15 protein-coding genes and 1 tRNA gene are annotated in these 19,456 nt (G+C 52.1%); 12 read left to right on the forward strand and 4 right to left on the reverse strand.

All coding sequences use genetic code 11. From position 1 onward, the window contains the following. Positions 1-49: 49 nt before the first annotated feature. Positions 50-1,894: an asparagine synthase (glutamine-hydrolyzing) gene (gene asnB, locus H8B09_RS03070; protein ID WP_191201992.1), complete on the reverse strand. Its 1,845-nt coding sequence runs from the start codon at positions 1,892-1,894 to the stop codon at positions 50-52. Between the two features lie 179 nt (positions 1,895-2,073). Here asnB and H8B09_RS03075 point away from each other — a divergent pair, with 179 nt between their 5' ends. Then, positions 2,074-2,508: a hypothetical protein gene (locus H8B09_RS03075; RefSeq protein WP_224753222.1), complete on the forward strand. Its 435-nt coding sequence runs from the start codon at positions 2,074-2,076 to the stop codon at positions 2,506-2,508. Between the two features lie 90 nt (positions 2,509-2,598). Here the strand turns inward: H8B09_RS03075 and H8B09_RS03080 are convergent, their stop codons facing one another. The 3 genes from H8B09_RS03080 to H8B09_RS03090 are packed head-to-tail and all read right to left on the reverse strand — an operon-like array spanning position 2,599 to position 5,760. After that, the gene (locus tag H8B09_RS03080; RefSeq protein ID WP_318152523.1) at positions 2,599-3,612 is read right to left on the reverse strand and encodes a 2,3-diaminopropionate biosynthesis protein SbnB; all 1,014 of its coding nucleotides are present in this window, start codon (positions 3,610-3,612) and stop codon (positions 2,599-2,601) included. Further along, complete coding sequence (gene sbnA / locus H8B09_RS03085; RefSeq protein WP_191201994.1) at positions 3,575-4,582, reverse strand: 2,3-diaminopropionate biosynthesis protein SbnA; 1,008 nt, start codon at positions 4,580-4,582, stop codon at positions 3,575-3,577. Before sbnA ends, H8B09_RS03080 begins: the two co-directional genes overlap by 38 nt. After that, a complete protein-coding gene (locus H8B09_RS03090) occupies positions 4,555-5,760 on the reverse strand; it encodes an AMP-binding protein (RefSeq protein ID WP_191201995.1) in 1,206 nt (401 codons plus the stop codon). Before H8B09_RS03090 ends, sbnA begins: the two co-directional genes overlap by 28 nt. Positions 5,761-5,890: 130 nt before the next feature. Between H8B09_RS03090 and H8B09_RS03095 the strand changes: the two genes are divergently transcribed. From H8B09_RS03095 to yihA, 11 genes are all read left to right on the forward strand, one after another. Beyond that, positions 5,891-6,637, forward strand: coding sequence for a YheC/YheD family protein (locus H8B09_RS03095; RefSeq protein ID WP_224753223.1), 747 nt, complete (start codon positions 5,891-5,893; stop codon positions 6,635-6,637). 132 nt (positions 6,638-6,769) lie between these two features. Continuing rightward, positions 6,770-8,101, forward strand: coding sequence for a 5'-deoxyadenosine deaminase (locus tag H8B09_RS03100; RefSeq protein WP_191201997.1), 1,332 nt, complete (start codon positions 6,770-6,772; stop codon positions 8,099-8,101). Positions 8,102-8,342: 241 nt separating this feature from the next. After that, a tRNA-Arg gene (locus H8B09_RS03105) sits at positions 8,343-8,416 on the forward strand. A 238-nt stretch (positions 8,417-8,654) separates the two neighbouring features. After that, positions 8,655-9,644, forward strand: coding sequence for a hypothetical protein (locus H8B09_RS03110; protein ID WP_224753224.1), 990 nt, complete (start codon positions 8,655-8,657; stop codon positions 9,642-9,644). Between the two features lie 98 nt (positions 9,645-9,742). After that, positions 9,743-11,041 carry a trigger factor gene (gene tig / locus H8B09_RS03115; protein WP_191201998.1) on the forward strand — a complete coding sequence of 433 codons (1,299 nt, stop codon included), beginning with the start codon at positions 9,743-9,745 and terminating at the stop codon, positions 11,039-11,041. A 342-nt stretch (positions 11,042-11,383) separates the two neighbouring features. Further along, positions 11,384-11,965 (forward strand): ATP-dependent Clp endopeptidase proteolytic subunit ClpP, encoded by a 582-nt coding sequence (gene clpP / locus H8B09_RS03120; RefSeq protein ID WP_110047156.1) that lies wholly within the window; start codon positions 11,384-11,386, stop codon positions 11,963-11,965. Positions 11,966-11,978: 13 nt separating this feature from the next. Next, positions 11,979-13,235: an ATP-dependent protease ATP-binding subunit ClpX gene (clpX, locus tag H8B09_RS03125; protein WP_110047155.1), complete on the forward strand. Its 1,257-nt coding sequence runs from the start codon at positions 11,979-11,981 to the stop codon at positions 13,233-13,235. 101 nt (positions 13,236-13,336) lie between these two features. Then, positions 13,337-14,449 carry a flavodoxin-dependent (E)-4-hydroxy-3-methylbut-2-enyl-diphosphate synthase gene (ispG, locus tag H8B09_RS03130; RefSeq protein ID WP_191201999.1) on the forward strand — a complete coding sequence of 371 codons (1,113 nt, stop codon included), beginning with the start codon at positions 13,337-13,339 and terminating at the stop codon, positions 14,447-14,449. Between the two features lie 229 nt (positions 14,450-14,678). Then, on the forward strand, positions 14,679-16,382 hold the full coding sequence (gene lonB / locus H8B09_RS03135; protein ID WP_191202000.1) for an ATP-dependent protease LonB: 1,704 nt from the start codon (positions 14,679-14,681) through the stop codon (positions 16,380-16,382). A gap of 36 nt (positions 16,383-16,418) precedes the next feature. Next, entirely contained in the window at positions 16,419-18,809 is a 2,391-nt protein-coding gene (gene lon, locus H8B09_RS03140; RefSeq protein WP_191202001.1) for an endopeptidase La, read from the forward strand. Beyond that, complete coding sequence (yihA, locus tag H8B09_RS03145) at positions 18,806-19,408, forward strand: ribosome biogenesis GTP-binding protein YihA/YsxC (RefSeq protein ID WP_191202002.1); 603 nt, start codon at positions 18,806-18,808, stop codon at positions 19,406-19,408. Before lon ends, yihA begins: the two co-directional genes overlap by 4 nt. The last annotated feature ends 48 nt before the right edge of the window (positions 19,409-19,456 follow it).

Consider the following 19,456-nt stretch of genomic DNA (forward strand, 5'->3'; position numbering starts at 1 on the left):
GTGACGGATATCGAGCAGCCTTTTTGCATGGAAACTTAATGATGAAGGATTAACCGATGGAGACCTTATATTCGCGCAGCCACAGATCCGTCTGCCACAGGTAGGCAAACACTTGCGGTCCGCTCATCAACTGGCCGAACCAAGGAATGTTGGAGCTTGCATCGGTCGAAGCGGCGAGTTCACGCACTTTCGCAACATTAATGAGAGGCAGCAGCGGGGAGCTAGGGTCGTCTAGCACTTCCAGCAGCTTGCTGCGCACGGCATCCAGATAATTCGGATTGTGTGTCTTCGGATAAGGGCTTTTCTTACGCCATAACACGTCATCCGGCAGAGCGCCAGTCAGCGATTTGCGCAAAATACCTTTCTCGCGGCTGCCCGACGTCTTCGTTTCCCACGGGATGTTGAATACGTAGTCGACGAGACGATGGTCGCAAAAAGGGACGCGGACTTCCAAGCCAACCGCCATGCTCATCCGGTCTTTCCGGTCGAGCAGCGTCGGCATGAAGCGCGTAATGTTCAGATAAGACATGATGCGCATCCGCTGGGCAGCGGCATCTTCGCCTTCCAGGTGAGGCACTTCCGCGAGCGCATCGTCATAGCGGTCGGCTAAGTACTGCTGAGGCTTTATCCAATCGGCGATTTCTGGATTGAGCAGATCGGCGCGCATCCCAGTAGCAAGCGACCAAGGGAATGTATTGGCGTTCAACGTCTCTTCGCGGTGGAACCAAGGATAACCGCCGAAAATTTCGTCGGCCGCCTCGCCAGATAGGGCAACAGTGGCCCCCTTCTTGATTTCACGGCAGAAGAGAAGCAGCGATGCATCAACGTCTGCCATGCCCGGCAGGTCACGCGCGAGCGTGGCCGCGCGAAGCGCATCGACCAATTCAGGCGTATCGAATTGTACGTTGTGATGAATGGTGCCGAGGTGCTCGCTCATCCGTTTAATCCAAGGGGCATCCGCATTCGGTTGGAATGCATGGGCCTTGAAATGTTTATCGTTATCGACATAGTCTACGGAATACGTATGGATGTTGCCTTGCCCAGTGCCTTGATAATAACGGACTGCCAGCGAGGTAAGCGCACTTGAGTCGAGTCCGCCGGACAGCAGGGTGCATACCGGCACGTCGGAGACGAGTTGGCGTTCAACCGTATCCTGCAGCAGCTCGCCTACACGTGCTGCTGTAGCGTCAACATCGTCCGTATGCGGACGACTTTCGAGCTTCCAGTAGGTGTGAATGGCGTTGCCTTCACGCCGTACCGTCATACATTGGCCGGGACGCAGCTCGCGCAGCTGCTTATAGACGCCTTGGCCAGGCGTACGCGCAGGTCCTACGATGAAGATTTCGGCCAGCCCTTCAGCCCCGACTCGCGCAGGCACTTCATCATGGGCAAGAATCGCTTTGGGCTCGGAGCCGAACATGAATTTGCCTTCTCCTTCACTGTAGAAGAGCGGCTTGACGCCAAGTCGGTCGCGCGCAAGGAACAGATGCTGCTCAGCGGAATCCCAGATCGCGAAAGCGAATATGCCATTGAAACGTTCAATGCACGCTTTGCCCCATTCCATATAGGAAACTAGCAGCACTTCCGTATCGCAGTTCGTCGTAAACGTTCTGCCTTTGCTTTCCAGATCGGCCCGCAGTTCCAGTGCATTATACAGCTCACCGTTATAAACGATTACGCAAGTCCGTTCGCCCTCATGGCGAATCATCGGCTGCGCGCCATTCTCCGGGTCGATGACGGACAGTCTGCGATGCCCAAGGCCGCAATGAGATGATATCCATGTACCCGCTGCATCCGGACCTCGAGGGGCCAACGTTTCTGTCATCCGTTCGAGCTGTTCGCTGAATTGCGTCAGATCACGGCTCCAATCAATCCAACCGGTAATACCACACATACTAATTCATCCCTCTCTCTCCAGGATGTTGTCTAGTTGTTGCTCGCTCGTCCGCATCCTGCGGTTCAACTGGCGCGAGGGCCGGGGGGAACGGCAGTTGTCTATTTTGTCGAGATAATACCAGGTATATGCGGAAATATAGGATAAAATGTCTGTCCATAGGGGGAACCTATTGTAGAGTGTCCATGAACCGATCGATGAAGGGATTTGTTCTTATGTCACATGACAACCATAACCATTCTAATCACAGCCATGCTCAGCGTCATGAACATACTCATAATCGTGACCATTATGCGGGTGATGCTGGCGAGCGCCGGATCTATTATGTATCTGTAGGAGCAGGACAAGTGCTTGAAGACCCGCATGCTGCCACCTATGAGCTCGTCATAGAAGCGACAGCGGATGAGGTGAACAAGCTGAAGGAGCTGTTCGGCGAATATTCGAGCATGGATGAGGCGGAAGCGCTCCACTTTACCCGTCATCCGTATGAGACGAACGATGATCGGTCACTCAGCGGGGGGACAGATGCGATTATTAATCAAATCTACAATCTGCTGCATGAGCTGGGAACACCGGATACAAGAGAGTTTATCGAACATAACCATCTGCTGTAAGTTAAAATGTCGAGGGGCTGCAATCCGATCATCAGCACTTGTATTGCTGAGTTTGGAAGGCAGCCCCTTTTTACGTTTATGAGAGTTACACTACGTTAATTCGAGACCGATTCCTTTGTCTCGTGCGAGTTCTGTCATATAGGCGGCAACGGCAATATCGAAGATTGCCATGCCCATTGGGCTAAACAGTACATTACTGTCTTGCTTCATCGTTAACAATTTGTCGCCGAATACAGCCTCTGAGAAAGCGATTGTCTGATCCTTTCCCAGGCCTGCTGTCAAATGCATTTGTTCGATATCCGTGTTCTCCCGACAAATCTCTTCCCAATCATCGACGACAATGGTTTCGATGGAGGAGAGTGCTGCTGGCTGATAATCGCGCAGCGATACGTGAAGAAGCAGGCTGCCGGGCGGAGGCGGGGAGCTAATATAGCGGCTGCCGGATACGGTGCAGGTCACGATTATATCCGAGTCGGAATAAGCTTCTTCCCATTGGGAGGAGGCCACTCCACTGCTTCCTGCTGTTGCTGCCGCCGCACGTGCCCGCTCGGGTGATAAGTCGTACGTTGTTAAGCGCCCAAGCCTTGAGCCTAGAATAACCGTAAGCATGCGGGCGTGCCATTGTCCGATTGGTCCGCAGCCGATAAGTCCTACGTTTAGCTGTCGCTCATGGTGCTGGCTCGGAAGCTCCAGCCATCTTCTAAGCATGACCGCACTGACGGCCGCTGTCCGCATAATGCTGAGCAATGGACTGTTGATTAGTGCGACGGGCTGCCCGGTTGCCGCATCATTGAGTACAACAACACTGTGTGCTCGCGGAATGCCGAAGGACGGATTGGCTGGGAAACTGGCAATCCACTTAATGCCGGCTGCGTCGAAGCTGCCGCCGATATATGCAGGCATCGCAATGATCCGGTTGGCAGGGTTCTTGAAACGCAGGTAAGGCTTGATCGGCTGGACATAGTCGCCGACAGACATGCTGGCAAGCGCCTGGGTCACGGTGTCCGCAAGTATGCCCCAATCCGCGCCGAGCGTAAGCAAATCCGCTTCATTCAAATACAACATATTAGCGCTCAACCGCCAATCTTGCTGCGGCTTCTTCACCGAAGCAGCGCGTCACCCATTCGTCGCTGTAGACCGTATCCAAATAGCGGTCGCCGCGGTCGGCTAGAATCATGACGGCATTGGAGCCGGGCGGCAATTGGTCGAGTCTTCTTCCCAGCGCAGCAACGACGCCTCCAGCTGAACCGCCGACCATAATCGATTCCTTGCGAAGAAGCCGCCTGCAGCCGCTCACGCAATCCAGATCGCTGACCGTTTCGTGTCCGTTAGCAAGCCCTGGCGCGAACAGTGGCGGTACAATACCTGCGCCAAGCCCTGGCAGCCGTCTGCTTCCAGGCCCGCCGAATATAACGCTGCCCGCTGCATCGACGCCAATAACGGCTGTAGTGAGTCCGTTATTGCGGACGTAGTCAGCGCACCCGCGCAGGCTACCGCAGCTGCTTACGCCAACGAGCAGCATGTCGATATGGCCGATGGCAGCTTCGATCTCGGGCATCGTGGTATCGCGGTGAGCGGCGGCATTGAACTCATTCCCATATTGATTGGGCCAGAACGCGTCTCCTATCTGATGCACGAGTTCGTTAACGCGTGCGATGCGGGCAGGAAGGAATTCGCCAGTCGCCGGATCTGGTTCTGTTACATAGTTGATCTCTGCGCCATAGGAACGAATAATGCTTAAATTCGTTTCCGCGGTACGAGGGTCAACAACACAGATGAAGCGGAGGCCAAGTATGCCGCATATCATCGCTAGCGAGATGGCCATATTGCCTGAGCTTGATTCTACAATGGTCGTACCAGGTCCTACACGGCCAGCAGCGATTGCTTCGCGCATCATACGAAGCGCCGGACGGTCTTTGGCGCTTCCTCCGGGATTATACATTTCAAGCTTGGCATAAATATTGACGGGCGCATCCGGATATAGGCGGCGCAACGGCACGAGCGGGGTTCCGCCGATAAGGCGAAGGATACCCGTTTCCAGCTGCTCTAGTTGGAATCGTTGAGTCGATGCCATTTTTTCTGCTTCACACTCCCTTGGGGCAGTTCGCTCTCGCTGGAGGCTAAGACCATTTCAATCCGTGGCAGCATGCCGCCACGAATCATGTCTCCAATCTCCGGTACTTTCCGTTCAATTTCTTCTTCTATTAATTGTGCTGCTTCGGGAGTGGCATCAGGGCCATGCAAATAAACGACGAGCCGATTGCCATCCGATGCAGCTCTCGCTTGAATGCGGGTTGCATGCGCGAATACGGCGGCTTCAATATCGTGAATGCTAATTTTCTCACCATGCTTCAGCTCAGGACCAATCCTTCTTACAATCGCTTCGAAAGTTGCTTGCGCCCCATCCTCACCACCGCTCTTAAAGCCTCTGACTACATCGCCAGTTGCGAACCGAATAGCTGGGAAGGCCGACCGCATGGTGGAGGTCAGCACCAGCGCACCTTCGTCTGGTGCAAGTGAATCATAAAGCCCTAACGCAGTCGGCTCCGCGATTTCAGCGTTTATTCCGTCCGCCAGCCGGTAGATGCCAGCCTCATGATCGAACCAAGCAATCGTGCCGACCTCGATCGATCCATACGTATCGATCACGTCCGCCTCCGAGATACCGAAGCTTGCTGCCATTGCACTGCGCCATTGCGGCGATGCTGGCTCGCCAACAGTCACGATGCAGCGGATGCCGAGCTCCGCCGGATTGTCCAGCGTGCAGACAAGGCGGTCCAGAAGGGAAGGCATCGTATAGAGTAAGTCGGGGCGAACAACTGACAGCCGCTCGACATGCACAGCCAGCGGCTCATTGTATGCGACGGCTTCAGCCTCCCAGCCAAGGGTGCGAAACACATCAAGCGCAGTTGCTGCTGCATGTCCAGTGCCCATATCGGCAAGTGCTCGCTGAATCGGACGGGTTCCTGCTAGCTGCGCGAAGAGGCGGACCTTAACCTGCAGATAGCGGCGTTCATCTGCATGTGAATATTGGATCGCCTTACGAGCGCCGCCGCTCGTTCCCGAAGTGCGATAGACGAAGTGTTCGTCTGGTGCTGGAGCGCTGTAGTAGTGCTTTTCTAACAGCTCTGCTGTCATATAAGGCAGATCGCTGGCAGCTGCTCTATCACGATCGTATTGCAATAACTTGGCATACCAAGGAAATTGGCGCGCGTAAAAAGCGGCCAGCCTTTTCAAATGTCGATTTTTCAAGCACATTCCTCCCCGATGAAATATCTTATGCCAGTCCGATTGGACCTGCATGGGTTCGAGCACACGATGGGACCACCTATATGACATATGCTGTAGAAACCATCCCTTTCGTGGAGGCGAGCTATGATCAATGGTGAAATTCGACCATAACAAAATGAGAAAGACGCGTATCCTGCTCGGCGATCCACATGTACGGGCAGCGATCCCGAAGACGGTGATTTTGTCGGCCTCCAGCTTGAAGCAGATGCTTAGTACGTACGATACCGTCTATGTGAAGCCTAATGTAGGTGCATTAGGCGTTGGTGTTATGCGGGTTCGAAAGCTGTCAGCGAATAAGTATGAATGGCGGTATAAGCTGCAGCGCAAGCATGTCTCCTCGATTACTAGGTTGATGTCTTTGATTCATTCGTATAAAAAATCAGGGAGTTACCTCGTCCAGCGCGGCATCGATCTGATGAAGTATCGGGGACGAAGATTCGACCTGCGCGTCGTGACGCAGCGCAGAAACTCGCATGATGCTTGGCGTGTCACAGGTGTTCTCGCACGTGTAGCAGCTCCCGGGAGAATCGTAACGAACGGAAGCCAAGGCGCTTCGATTCACCCCTATCCGCAAGTGTTTGGCGCGAATATGTCTGCAGAACAGACGGGCAGGCTCAAGGGTTCGATTGATAATCTCGCACTGCGGATCGCAAGGCGCTATACCCTCTCATATGCCAAGTGCATTGAACTGGGATTGGACGTTGCTGTAGACAACAAGCGCCGAATCTGGCTGCTTGAAGTTAACACGAGGCCGCAGATTAAACCTTTTACACGGCTGAACAATCTTTCGATGTATCGCACGATCATGGCTTATAGGGGGAAGAACAAGGGTCATTGAGGCTGTTTAACGATGGGAATAGGGGCGCTCATATCGGATCGGATTTGGATCCTAAGATATGGGCGCTTCTTGAGCTGCATAACTTACAGTATTGGATACGGGCAAGAGATCCGTATGCGGGAGGGGAAGCGAATGGGGAACACAGTGATAAGAGATGCGAATATCGTGACAATGGACGCGGCAGGAACGATCGTTCGTGGGGATGTGCGAATAACAGATGACCGCATCGTAGGCGTTGGGGATGAGGAAGAGCATTTTGTACCTGATCAGGTTGTGGAGGCGAGAGGGCGTGTATTGCTGCCTGGCTTTATACAGACGCATATCCATTTGTGCCAGACCTTGTTCCGAAGCAGAGCTGACGATATGGAACTGATGGATTGGCTTCGGACGCGAATATGGCCGCTTGAGGCTGCACATGACGACGAATCGGTCTACCTATCGGCGCTGCTCGGCATTGGCGAGCTCATTCAGAGCGGGACGACGACGCTGCTCGACATGGAGACGGTCAATCATACAGACGCTGCATTCCGGGCGATGGCGCAAAGCGGCATTCGGGCGATAAGCGGCAAGGTGATGATGGACCGAGCGGGCGAAGATATACCGTCTGCGCTGCAGGAGAATACGGATCGTTCACTAGCGGACAGCGTGGCGCTCTTGGAGAAATGGCATGGCTATGATGGCGGACGGCTGCAATATGCCTTTTGTCCCCGATTCGTTGTATCCTGTACCGAGCGGCTGTTAATTACTGTGCGCGACTTAGCCGAGCAGCATAAGATACTTATACATACCCACGCCTCAGAAAATAAGGGCGAAATCGAGCTTGTCGAAAAGCAGACGGGGATGAGGAATATCGTTTATTTGGATCATCTTGGCCTGACTTCTCCAAGACTTGTATTGGCGCATTCGATCTGGCTGGACGATACGGAGCGTACCATCATTCAGCGAACGGGGACGAAAGTGACGCACTGTCCAGGTTCGAACTTGAAGCTCGCCTCCGGCATTGCGGCTGTGCCTGCCTTGCTTAGCAATGGCGTACAAGTTGGACTTGGCGCAGACGGTGCTCCGTGCAATAACAATCTGGATATGTTTCAGGAGATGCGGCTAACGGCTATGATTCACAAAGTTCAGCATGGGCCTACTTCGATGAATGCAAGGACGGTGCTTCGAATGGCGACGATTGGCGGCGCTGAAGTGCTTGGTCTGGAGCGGGAGATCGGTTCGATTGAGGTTGGCAAGAAGGCGGATCTCATACTGCTCGATTTAAACAAGTTCCATGCTTTTCCTTCCTATGAGGCGGATCTTTATTCGAGAATCGTTTATGCGGCCGGACGAGGTGACGTAGATACGGTATGGATAGATGGACATGTGGTCATGCGGGGAAGAGTGATGACGACCATAGACGAGGCCGCAGTTCTGAGTGATGCAGATGCTGCGATAAGCAGGTTGCTAGGCAGGATGGCATAATATAAAGCTGCCCGTCTATTGCTCGGCGGGCAGCTAGTTCGTCAAAACATATCCTTCCGCCTTTGAAGTGCCGTTGGCCAACGACTACTTCATTATAGAAATCGATTACATTTATATAAACTAATTATCAAAAACGCTAATTTATAGGTGGTATTTAAACAAATCACTCACACATTTTGCTAAAAAATCGTGAAAAGGGATTGCACTGACGAGTTCGGCTATGCTATGATAAAACCCTCGTGTCCCGGTAGCTCAGCAGGATAGAGCAACGGCCTTCTAAGCCGTCGGTCGGGGGTTCGAATCCCTTCCGGGACGTTCTTCATAGAACGTCGGTGTCCATTCGGCACTTTATAGACGTCTGATCCCTTACTTGTTAAGGATATCAGGCGTTTTTTTTATTTCACTATGGTTCATCCCCCAGGGCTTCATCCCCAAACTTTTCGCCATTTCGTTTAAATGAATTGAAAAACGGACAGTACTGCAAGAGTACACTTTTGGCAGGAGAATCGATTGGCGCTACCGCTTCGTGTGTTTCACCGCACGGCATGGTATAATGAACCAAAGTTTGGCGGAACCGACCCGACGTTCGGTTTCCCCATTGCAAGGCGGTGCTATCATTACGAATAATCAAGAACCACAGGAAGGCAATCGAGATAACGTTTATTTGTTTCCGAGCATGCTTGATCACTATCAGATTCAATTGACGCGCATGCTGGAAGCGGAGCAATACAGCGAGGCGAAGAAACTCATTCGATTTCTTCTCCAATGCAGGGGAGAAGACGAGCGGCATTATGAGGAATGGGGCAATTTGCTCTCATGGCTTGAAGTCGCTTTCCCGGAATCCGCTGATGAGCGGGTTGAAGAGGATGAGAATGAAGAAGAAGAGATGCGCCGCAGCGCGCTGAAACCTGGCGAGCAGGATGAGTCCTACGTGAAACAGGTGCTGCATATTATTCAGCATCATCCGATGCCCGACCAGCAGATGCTTGCGCTTGAACGCGCTATTCATCTGGACCATCCGGATATCAACCCTGCGATAATGGAATGGTTGTCGACCGAATCAGTTCACCCCGCCGTACAGTTTAAAGCGCTGCAATGCCTGAAACGCCATGGCGCGTCGGGCATGATTACACTTGATCGGATGGACGAGCGGGTCGAGCTTGATATAGAGAGCACGCCGCTGTCTTTAGAAGAGTTTCCCAGTCCTGTAATTCAGGCGCTTGAGCGGGTTGAGGCATCTGTGGATGCAGATGATCCGACACTGCCTCATTTTGCGCGCGAGTTATGGAAAGATTTGCTTCAATACTTATACGGCACTTCCTCGTATCGTCGAATGCTGGACGATGAGACCTTTAATATTGACTGTTGGGCAGCGGCACTGCACCTTACGCTGCTTCTGACCGTATATGGCAAAGCCGATGATGACGCGACCCGTGAAGCTTATGGCATTTCGGAGCCGATGCGCTTCAGTTATGAGCAGGCGTGCCGCGCACTTCGTCAAGTAATTGCGTATGGTCCATTTGGGGGCAGCAACGAGTCTTGATAATTAGCTGGATGTTGATTATAATAGAATGGTTTATTAAACGTGAGAAACATGAGATTTTCGCATTGAATGCGTAATGTTGGAGGGGACTGCAAGCCATGACAGCTACTTGGGAAAAAATAGACACGAATCTGGTTTCGCTCAGCGTTGAGGTTGAAGCGGAACGAGTTAATGAAGCGCTAGATAAAGCGTTCAAGAAAGTGGTACAGAAAGTAAACGTTCCAGGCTTCCGCAAAGGCAAAGTGCCACGCGCGATGTTCGAGAAACGTTTTGGCGTTGAATCGCTGTACCAAGACGCAGTAGACATCCTGCTGCAAGAAGTATATCCACAAGCAATTGACGAAACGGGCATCATTCCAGTTGATCGTCCTGACATCGATGTCGTGCAATTCGCGAAAGGCCAATCGTTCAAATTCACTGCGAAAGTAACGGTTAAGCCGGAAGTGAAGCTTGGCGAGTACAAAGGCATCGAAGTGCCAGCTGCAGAAGCAGCAGTTTCCGAAGAGGAAATCGGCGAAGAATTGAACCGTCTGCAACAGCGTCATGCTGAACTGAACGTTGTTGACGAAGGTACAGTTGAGAACGGCGACATCGCTGTTATCGACTTCGACGGCTATGTTGACGGCGTTGCATTCGAAGGCGGCAAGAGCGAGCGTTATTCGCTCGAGATCGGCTCCGGTTCGTTCATCCCAGGCTTCGAAGATCAAGTGATCGGCATGGGCACTGGCGATTTCAAGGACGTAGAAGTTACGTTCCCAGAGAGCTACCATGCGGACAACCTAGCTGGCAAAGCTGCAGTATTCAAAGTGAAACTGCACGAAATCAAACGTAAGAGCCTGCCAGCGCTTGACGATGAGTTCGCGAAGGACGTATCCGAATTCGATACGCTTGCTGAGTTCAAGCAAGACCTCGAAGGCAAGCTGAAAGAGCGCAAAGTGAAAGAAGCAGAAGGCGCTCGTGAAGCAGCTGTTGTCGAGAAAGCAGCAGAAGCGGCTGAAGTTGTTATCCCTGAAGCAATGATCGGTACGGAAACGGACTACATGCTGAAGGACTTCGAGAACCGTCTGCGCATGCAAGGCATGAATCTTGAACTGTACTTCCAATTCTCCGGCCAGAACGAAGCAATGCTCCGCGAGCAAATGAAGGGCGATGCTGAGAAGCGCGTTCGCAACAACCTCGTGCTGGAAGCAATCGCGAAGGCTGAGAATATCGCAGTTACAGACGAAGAAGTTAGTGCAGAGCTCGAGACGCTTGCTACAGCATACAACCGTCCAGCCGAAGAGCTTCGTGAAATCTTCACGCGCAACGGCAACCTGGACAACCTGAAGGATGACATTGCAGTTCGTAACACGGTTAAATTCCTTCTTGAAAACAGCAAAGAAGCAGTTAACGCTTAAGGCATAAATTGCCTGTAGCGCTTCATAGGAGAGTAAGGCACGTTCTCGAAACGTGCCTTATTTTTCCACTAGAATACTTAACCTGCATTCAACGGTTTGTTGATACATACATATCGCTGCAACTTATTGCAGCCCCAACGCGTAACATACATAAGTGCGTGATTCGAAAAGTTGATCTGAAACGGACTTTTTGAAGTGCGTTTATAGGGCTATTCCCCGTACATATCGGCAGTGCCACGTCGTATACTGTATTATCGACTGTTACTTCAAAAATGACAGCCGCGCAGCGACGTGATAATATAAGGAAGTAACCATTCCGCCTAAAGAAAGAAGGTTGGTCGCATGAATTTAGTACCGATCGTAGTCGAACAGACGAATCGTGGAGAACGTTCTTACGATATTTATTCAAGGCTGTTAAAGGACAGGATCATTTTTCTCGGCAGCGCAATAGATGATGATGTTGCTAACTCCGTAATCGCTCAGCTGCTATTCCTGGCGGCCGACGATCCAGAGAAGGACATTCATCTGTACATTAACTCGCCGGGCGGTTCAGTCACCGCTGGTATGGGTATATTTGATACAATGCAGTTCATTAAGCCTGACGTCTCGACGATCTGCGTTGGCATGGCGGCGAGCATGGGCTCGCTTCTGCTTACTGCAGGCGCCAAAGGCAAGCGCTTCGCGCTGCCGAACAGCGAAGTCATGATTCATCAGCCGCTTGGCGGCGTTCGCGGTCAAGCTTCGGACATTAAGATTCATGCTGATTGGATCATTAAGACGAAGCAGAAGCTGAATCAGATTTATGTAGAGCGTACAGGTCAGCCGTATGAGAAGATCGAACGCGATACCGATCGTGACAATTTCCTGTCAGCAGAAGAGGCCGTGGCATACGGTTTGATTGACAAGGTGGTAACGTCACTATAGAAAGGGTGATTCCATGTTTAAATTCAACGACGAGAAGGGCCAGTTGAAATGCTCGTTCTGCGGCAAATCGCAGGAGCAGGTTCGGAAGCTTGTCGCCGGTCCCGGCGTTTATATATGCGACGAATGCATCGAGCTGTGCACGGAAATCGTAGAAGAGGAGCTCGGCCATGAGGAAGAGCTTGATCTGAAAGATATTCCGAAGCCCAAAGATATTCGTGCCATTCTTGACTCGTATGTAATTGGTCAAGAGAGCGCGAAGAAGTCGCTTGCGGTAGCGGTATACAACCACTACAAGCGGATCAACTCGCAGAACAAGCTGGAAGATGTAGAGCTGCAGAAGAGTAACATTCTTCTCGTAGGTCCTACTGGCTCTGGTAAGACGCTTCTCGCTCAGACGATGGCGAAGATTCTGAACGTTCCGTTCGCGATTGCAGATGCAACGTCGCTGACGGAAGCTGGCTATGTCGGCGAAGACGTTGAGAATATTTTGCTCAAACTGATTCAAGCGGCTGATTACGATGTAGAGAAAGCTGAACGCGGCATTATCTACATTGACGAGATTGATAAAGTAGCTCGCAAATCGGAGAATCCATCGATTACACGCGACGTATCGGGCGAAGGCGTTCAGCAGGCGCTGCTGAAGATCCTCGAAGGTACGGTTGCTTCTGTACCGCCGCAAGGTGGTCGTAAGCATCCGCATCAAGAGTTCATTCAGATCGATACGACGAACATTCTGTTCATTTGCGGCGGTGCGTTCGACGGTCTGGAGCAGCTGATCAAACGGAGAATCGGCAAGAAAGTAATCGGCTTTAATGCGGCTGGCGACAGCAGCAAAGAATTGAAGCCAGGTGAATACTTGTCGATGGTATTGCCAGAAGACTTGCTCAAATTCGGTCTTATCCCCGAATTCGTTGGTCGTCTGCCAGTTATTTCCTCGCTGGAGCCGCTCGATGAGGAGACGCTTGTTCGTATTCTCTCCGAGCCGAAGAATGCGCTCGTTAAGCAATATCAGAAACTTCTTGAGATGGACAATGTGAAGCTTGAGTTCGAGAAGGGCGCATTGGAAGCTATTGCGCGCGAAGCGATCAAGCGTAACACTGGCGCACGCGGTCTTCGTGCCATTATCGAGGGCATTATGCTCGAGGTTATGTACGAAGTGCCATCCCGCGACGACGTAAGCAGCTGCCTCATTACGGAGCAGGTTGTGAACGAGAAAATTATGCCAGAATTGACGCCTAAGAAGGGCAAAAAGAAAGAAGAGAGCGCCTAATCGTTAGGCGATCCATATATTACCGTCGGAGTTTCCACCCGTTATGCGGCTTTTGGGCTGTCTGACGGGTGGACTTTGACGTTCATGGGAGAGAAGGGCTCATGTACTTACGCAAGGATACGGTGCCGGTTAAGGTTGGTCCACTGACGATCGGTGGCAGCGATGAAGTCATCATTCAGAGTATGTGTACGACGAAGACAGCAGACGTGGATGCGACAGTTGCAGAAATTTTGCGCCTAGAAGAAGCGGGCTGCCAGATCGTTCGTGTCACGGTCAATAACAAGGAAGCGGCGGAAGCGATCAAAGAAATTAAGAAGCGGATTCATATTCCGCTCGTCGCGGACATCCACTTCGACTATCGTCTCGCTTTGCTTGCGATCGAGAATGGCATTGATAAAGTACGGATCAATCCGGGGAATATCGGTCGCCGCGAGAAAGTTGAAGCGGTTGTTCAAGCTTGTAAGGAGAAAGGGATTCCGATCCGAATTGGCGTTAACGCTGGCTCGCTCGAGAATCACCTCTTGGAGAAATACGGTTATCCGACGCCAGAAGCGATGGTAGAGAGCGCATTGTTCCACATCGGCATTCTCGAAGAGCTGGATTTCCACGATATTATCGTCTCGCTCAAAGCTTCCGATGTACCGATGGCGATTGCTGCTTACTCGATGGCAGCGGAGAAAATCAAATATCCTCTTCACCTCGGCATTACTGAAGCTGGCACGCTCCATACGGGTACGATCAAGAGCTCTGCAGGTATCGGCGCATTGCTCGCAATGGGTATCGGCAACACGGTGCGTATCAGTTTGAGTGCTGATCCGGTTGAAGAAGTGAAGGTTGCGCGCGAGCTGCTGAAGACATTTGGTCTCATTACGAATGCTGCAACACTCGTATCCTGCCCGACATGCGGTCGCCTTGATATCGACCTGTTCACGATTGCGAACGAGGTTGAGGAATACATCTCGAAGATTAAAGTGCCAATCAAAGTATCCGTGCTTGGCTGCGCCGTTAACGGACCTGGCGAAGCGCGTGAAGCTGATATCGGCATCGCCGGCGCACGCGGCGAAGGGATGCTGTTCCGCTATGGCGAGATGATTCGTAAGGTGCCAGAAGCAGATCTGCTCTCGGAGCTGAAGAAAGAAATCGACGAGATTGTGCGCGTATTCGAAGCGACTGGCGAAATTCCAGGCCGCAAGCAGCACGCGCCAGTCAAATAACACTTAAATTGTGTGTTTCCTCTATAAGTGAATCGCTTTCCCCTCCGTATATTCAAACACCCGCAGGGAATACTGACAAGTATTAGACCTGTGGGTGTTTTTTGTATTGGCAATGCGCCAACAATTTGCTTGCAGGTAGCAATATCGAAGATGAAAGCAAATTAGGAGGCAGGGTAGCTTTGAGTCTGAGGTTAGGCTCAAAGATCCTTATGTCAGGAGGGGATTTGTAATGACTTTGAGCTTTGTGTTAATGATGATTCAGGTGTTTTTTGCTGTCGTTATCGGTCTATACTTTTGGAATTTGCTTCGTAATCAGAAGACGAGCCGGTCGGCAGTCGACCGTGAATCTCGCAAGGAGATGGACAAGCTGCGCAAGCTGCGCTCCATCTCGCTTACGAAGCCGTTGGCAGAGAAGACGAGACCGCAGGCCATGCAGGACATTGTCGGTCAAGTTGACGGCCTTAAAGCGCTGAAAGCAGCGTTATGCAGCGCGAATCCGCAGCATGTCATCATCTACGGTCCTCCTGGCGTCGGCAAGACTGCAGCTGCACGCGTCGTGCTGGAGGAAGCGAAGAAAAACCCTACGTCTCCGTTTCTGCCGGAAGCGAAGTTTACCGAGATCGATGCTACGACGGCTCGATTCGATGAACGCGGTATCGCCGATCCGCTCATAGGCTCCGTGCATGACCCGATTTACCAAGGCGCTGGCGCAATGGGTGTCGCAGGTATTCCGCAGCCGAAGCCAGGTGCAGTAACGAAAGCGCATGGCGGTATATTGTTTATTGACGAGATTGGGGAATTGCATCCGATCCAACTGAATAAATTATTAAAAGTTCTTGAGGATCGCAAAGTATTCCTAGAGAGTGCCTATTACAACTCCGAAGATGCAAACATTCCAATGTATGTGCATGATGTGTTCCAGAATGGGTTGCCAGCGGACTTTCGTCTTGTCGGCGCAACGACACGTTCCCCTCAAGAACTGCCAGCCGCACTTCGCTCGCGGTGCATGGAAGTTTACTTCCGGCCGCTGCTCGCTGGCGAGATTGCTCAAATTGCAACCAATGCGGTAAAAAAAATCGGCTTCGAGCCGTCGCCTGATGCAATTGAGGTTGTTACCCGTTATGCAACGAACGGCCGCGAAGCGGTTAATGTCATCCAGCTTGCCGCAGGGCTTGCTCTGTCTGAGAAACGCAGTGAGCTGATCGCTGCTGACATCGAATGGGTTGTTAACAGCAGTCAGATTCCGCCTAGACCAGATCGCAAGGTACCTGCAGAGCCGCAGATCGGCTTTGTAAACGGACTTGCCGTCTATGGACCTAACATGGGCACGCTGCTCGAAATCGAAGTGAGTGCCATTCCGGTCCGTTCGGGCAAAGGTACATTTACAATTACGGGTGTTGTTGATGAAGAGGAGCTTGGCGGCGGTTCGCGTACGCTGCGCCGCAAGAGCATGGCTAAAGGTTCGGTAGAGAACGTTCTGACTGTGATGCGTCGCTATGGACTTCGTCCACATGACTACGACCTGCATATTAACTTCCCGGGCGGAACGCCAATTGACGGCCCATCGGCTGGTATCGCTATGGCAACCGCTATCGCTTCTGCGATCAAAGGTGAGCCGGTAGACAATAAGCTTGCGATGACTGGCGAGATCGGTATTCATGGCAACGTGAAGCCCGTCGGCGGCGTATTGGCGAAAGTCGAGGCTGCTTTCCAAGCAGGGGCTCAGCGGGTGATCATTCCTCGCGAGAACTGGCAGGCGATTTTTGATGGACTCGAAGGGGTACATATTACGCCGGTTGATCGTGTGGATGAAGTGTTTGCGATCGTATTTCCGCAGTCGGAGGAGAAATTCCAGATGGTCGATTCGGCCGCCGCGCAGGATCGTTTTATCGCGCCGACGGTGCCGTATTTGCAGGCTGATTCGGCGGAGTGATAAAATGGGTTAGACATCACTATTGGAGGTGCTGGAATGGGGCCTGGAAAATCGAAAGGACGCAGGCTGCCCCTGCTTCCGCTTAGGGGACTGCTCGTATATCCCAGCATGGTACTCCACCTAGACGTGGGAAGGGAAAAATCGGTTCGGGCGCTTGAACGCGCAATGGTCGATGACCATATGATTCTGTTGTGTTCCCAATCAGAAGTGAATATTGAGGAACCTACGCAGGAAGATATATACCGAATCGGTACAGTAGCGCGCGTTAGACAAATGCTGAAGCTGCCGAATGGGACGATTCGCGTGCTCGTCGAAGGTGTAGTTCGGGCAGAGGTGTTGGACTATTTGCCGAACGAAGAGTTCTACGAGGTTATGGTCAAGGAGCTTCCGGAGCAGGAGACGGATGACTCCGAGACAGACGCGCTAATGCGAACGGTGCTAACGCAGTTCGAGAATTATATCAATCTGTCGAAGAAAGTGACGCCGGAGACGCTTGCGGCCGTCTCTGACATTGATGAACCGGGAAGACTCGCGGACGTCATTACGAGCCACCTATCGCTTAAGATCCGCGACAAACAGGACATTCTGGAGACGATTGACGTCCGCCAGCGTCTTGAGAAACTGCTCGACATTCTGCATAACGAGCGCGAAGTGCTCGAACTGGAACGCAAGATTAACCAGCGCGTCAAGAAGCAGATGGAGAAGACGCAGAAGGAATATTATCTTCGCGAGCAGATGAAGGCGATCCAGAAGGAACTTGGCGACAAGGAAGGCCGCGCCGGCGAAGTCGAAGAGCTGCGCAGTCAGCTTGAGGAAGCGGGCTTGCCGGATAAAGTGAAGGAGAAGGTCGAGAAAGAAATTGATCGACTGGAGAAAATGCCGTCAACCTCAGCAGAGGGGGGCGTCATCCGCAATTATATCGATTGGTTGTTGTCATTGCCTTGGCGCAAAGGGAAAGACGAAGGGATTGAACTCGATCTCGACAAAGCCGAAGCTATTCTTAACGATGATCATTACGGTCTGGATAAGCCGAAGGAACGGGTACTCGAATACTTGGCGGTGCAGAAGCTCGTACAGAAGCTGAAAGGGCCGATTCTTTGTCTCGTTGGACCTCCTGGCGTCGGCAAAACATCGATTGCGCGTTCTATCGCGAAGTCGCTTAATCGCAAGTTCGTCCGTATCTCGCTCGGCGGCGTGCGTGACGAAGCAGAAATTCGCGGCCACCGCCGCACCTATGTTGGCGCTATGCCAGGCCGCATCATGCAAGGGATGAAGACAGCAGGTACGATGAATCCCGTGTTCCTGCTCGATGAAATCGACAAGATGGCGATGGATTTCCGGGGAGACCCAGCTTCCGCTCTGCTTGAAGTGCTCGATCCAGAGCAGAACTCGACGTTCAGCGATCATTTCATCGAAGTGCCTTATGATCTGTCTAACGTTATGTTCGTGACGACAGCGAACTCGCTGCACAATGTGCCGCGGCCGCTGCTTGATCGGATGGAAGTGCTCTACATTCCGGGTTACACTGAGATGGAGAAGCAGCAAATCGCAGAGCGCTACCTGCTGCCGAAGCAGAAGCGTGAGCATGGACTGGACAATGAACAGCTTGTCGTCGAGAGCGAGGCACTGCAAGGCATTATACGCGAATATACGCGTGAGTCTGGTGTTCGTAACCTGGAGCAGCAGCTGGCTGCACTGTGCCGTAAAGCAGCGAAGCAGATTGTCTCCAAGGATCACGAGGGATCGATTACAGTCGACCTCGCGAAGGTGAAAGAATGGCTCGGACCATCGAAGTTCCGCTACGGTCTCGCCGAGCAGGAGGATCAGGTCGGCGCTGTAACAGGCCTTGCATGGACCGAAGTTGGCGGCGATACGCTCGTCATTGAAGTGACGGTGCTGCCGGGCAGCGGGAAGCTGACGCTGACAGGTAAGCTTGGCGACGTAATGAAGGAGTCTGCGCAAGCTGCATTCAGCTATACGCGCAGCAGAGCGGCTGCGCTTAATATCGAGCCGGATTTCCATGAGAAGAACGATATTCATATCCATATTCCAGAAGGGGCTATTCCGAAGGATGGACCATCTGCTGGCATTACAATGGCAACAGCACTTATCAGCGCACTGACGAACCGTCCAGTATCGCGTGAAGTCGCTATGACCGGAGAGATTACACTACGCGGCAGAGTGCTTCCGATTGGCGGGCTGAAAGAGAAATCGCTCGCGGCCCATCGGGCAGGCATTCGCAAAGTGCTGCTTCCTAAGGACAACGAGCGTGATCTCGTCGACGTACCTGAGAGCATCCGCGAGGAGATGACCTTCGTGCCAGTTGGCCATATGGACGAGGTGCTGCAGCACGCGCTGCTGCCAGCAGACCATGCTGAAGGTGGAGCTTCAGCACAAGAACAGAAAGCAGGGACAACCGTTACATGAAAATCACATCAGCAGAATTCGTAATAAGTGCAGTAAGACCGGATCAATATCCGACTGACGCCTTGCCAGAGATTGCTCTGGCAGGGCGTTCGAATGTCGGTAAATCGTCACTCATTAATAGGATGATTAACCGTAAGAACCTCGCTCGGACAAGCTCCCAGCCGGGTAAGACGCAGCAGTTGAACTATTATCGTATCAATGAACAAGTTTATTTCATCGACTTTCCCGGCTATGGTTATGCCAAGGTGTCGAAGTCGGAGCGCGAAGCCTGGGGCCGAATGATCGAGAGGTATCTCAAAGATCGTGAAGAGCTGAAGCTCGTGATGCTCATTATTGATATTCGTCATGCACCATCCAAGGACGATTGCTTGATGTATGAATGGCTTAAGCATTTTGAGATTCCAACCTGTATCGTTGTGACGAAGTCGGACAAGATTCCGAAGAGTCAATGGGACAAGCAGATCAAGCTTGTGAAAGAGACTTTGCAGGCGGACCCGCGCGATACGATTATCCGTTATTCCTCTGAGACGGGCGAAGGCCGCGATCAGCTGTGGGGTCATATCATGCAGACGATCAGTTCGGATCAGGAAGAAAGTTAAGCGGCTTACGCGAATCGACAGCGTCTTATATTTCATCTTAATGAGATA

The organism is Paenibacillus terricola (assembly GCF_014779765.1).
Lineage (GTDB): Bacteria > Bacillota > Bacilli > Paenibacillales > Paenibacillaceae > Paenibacillus_T > Paenibacillus_T terricola.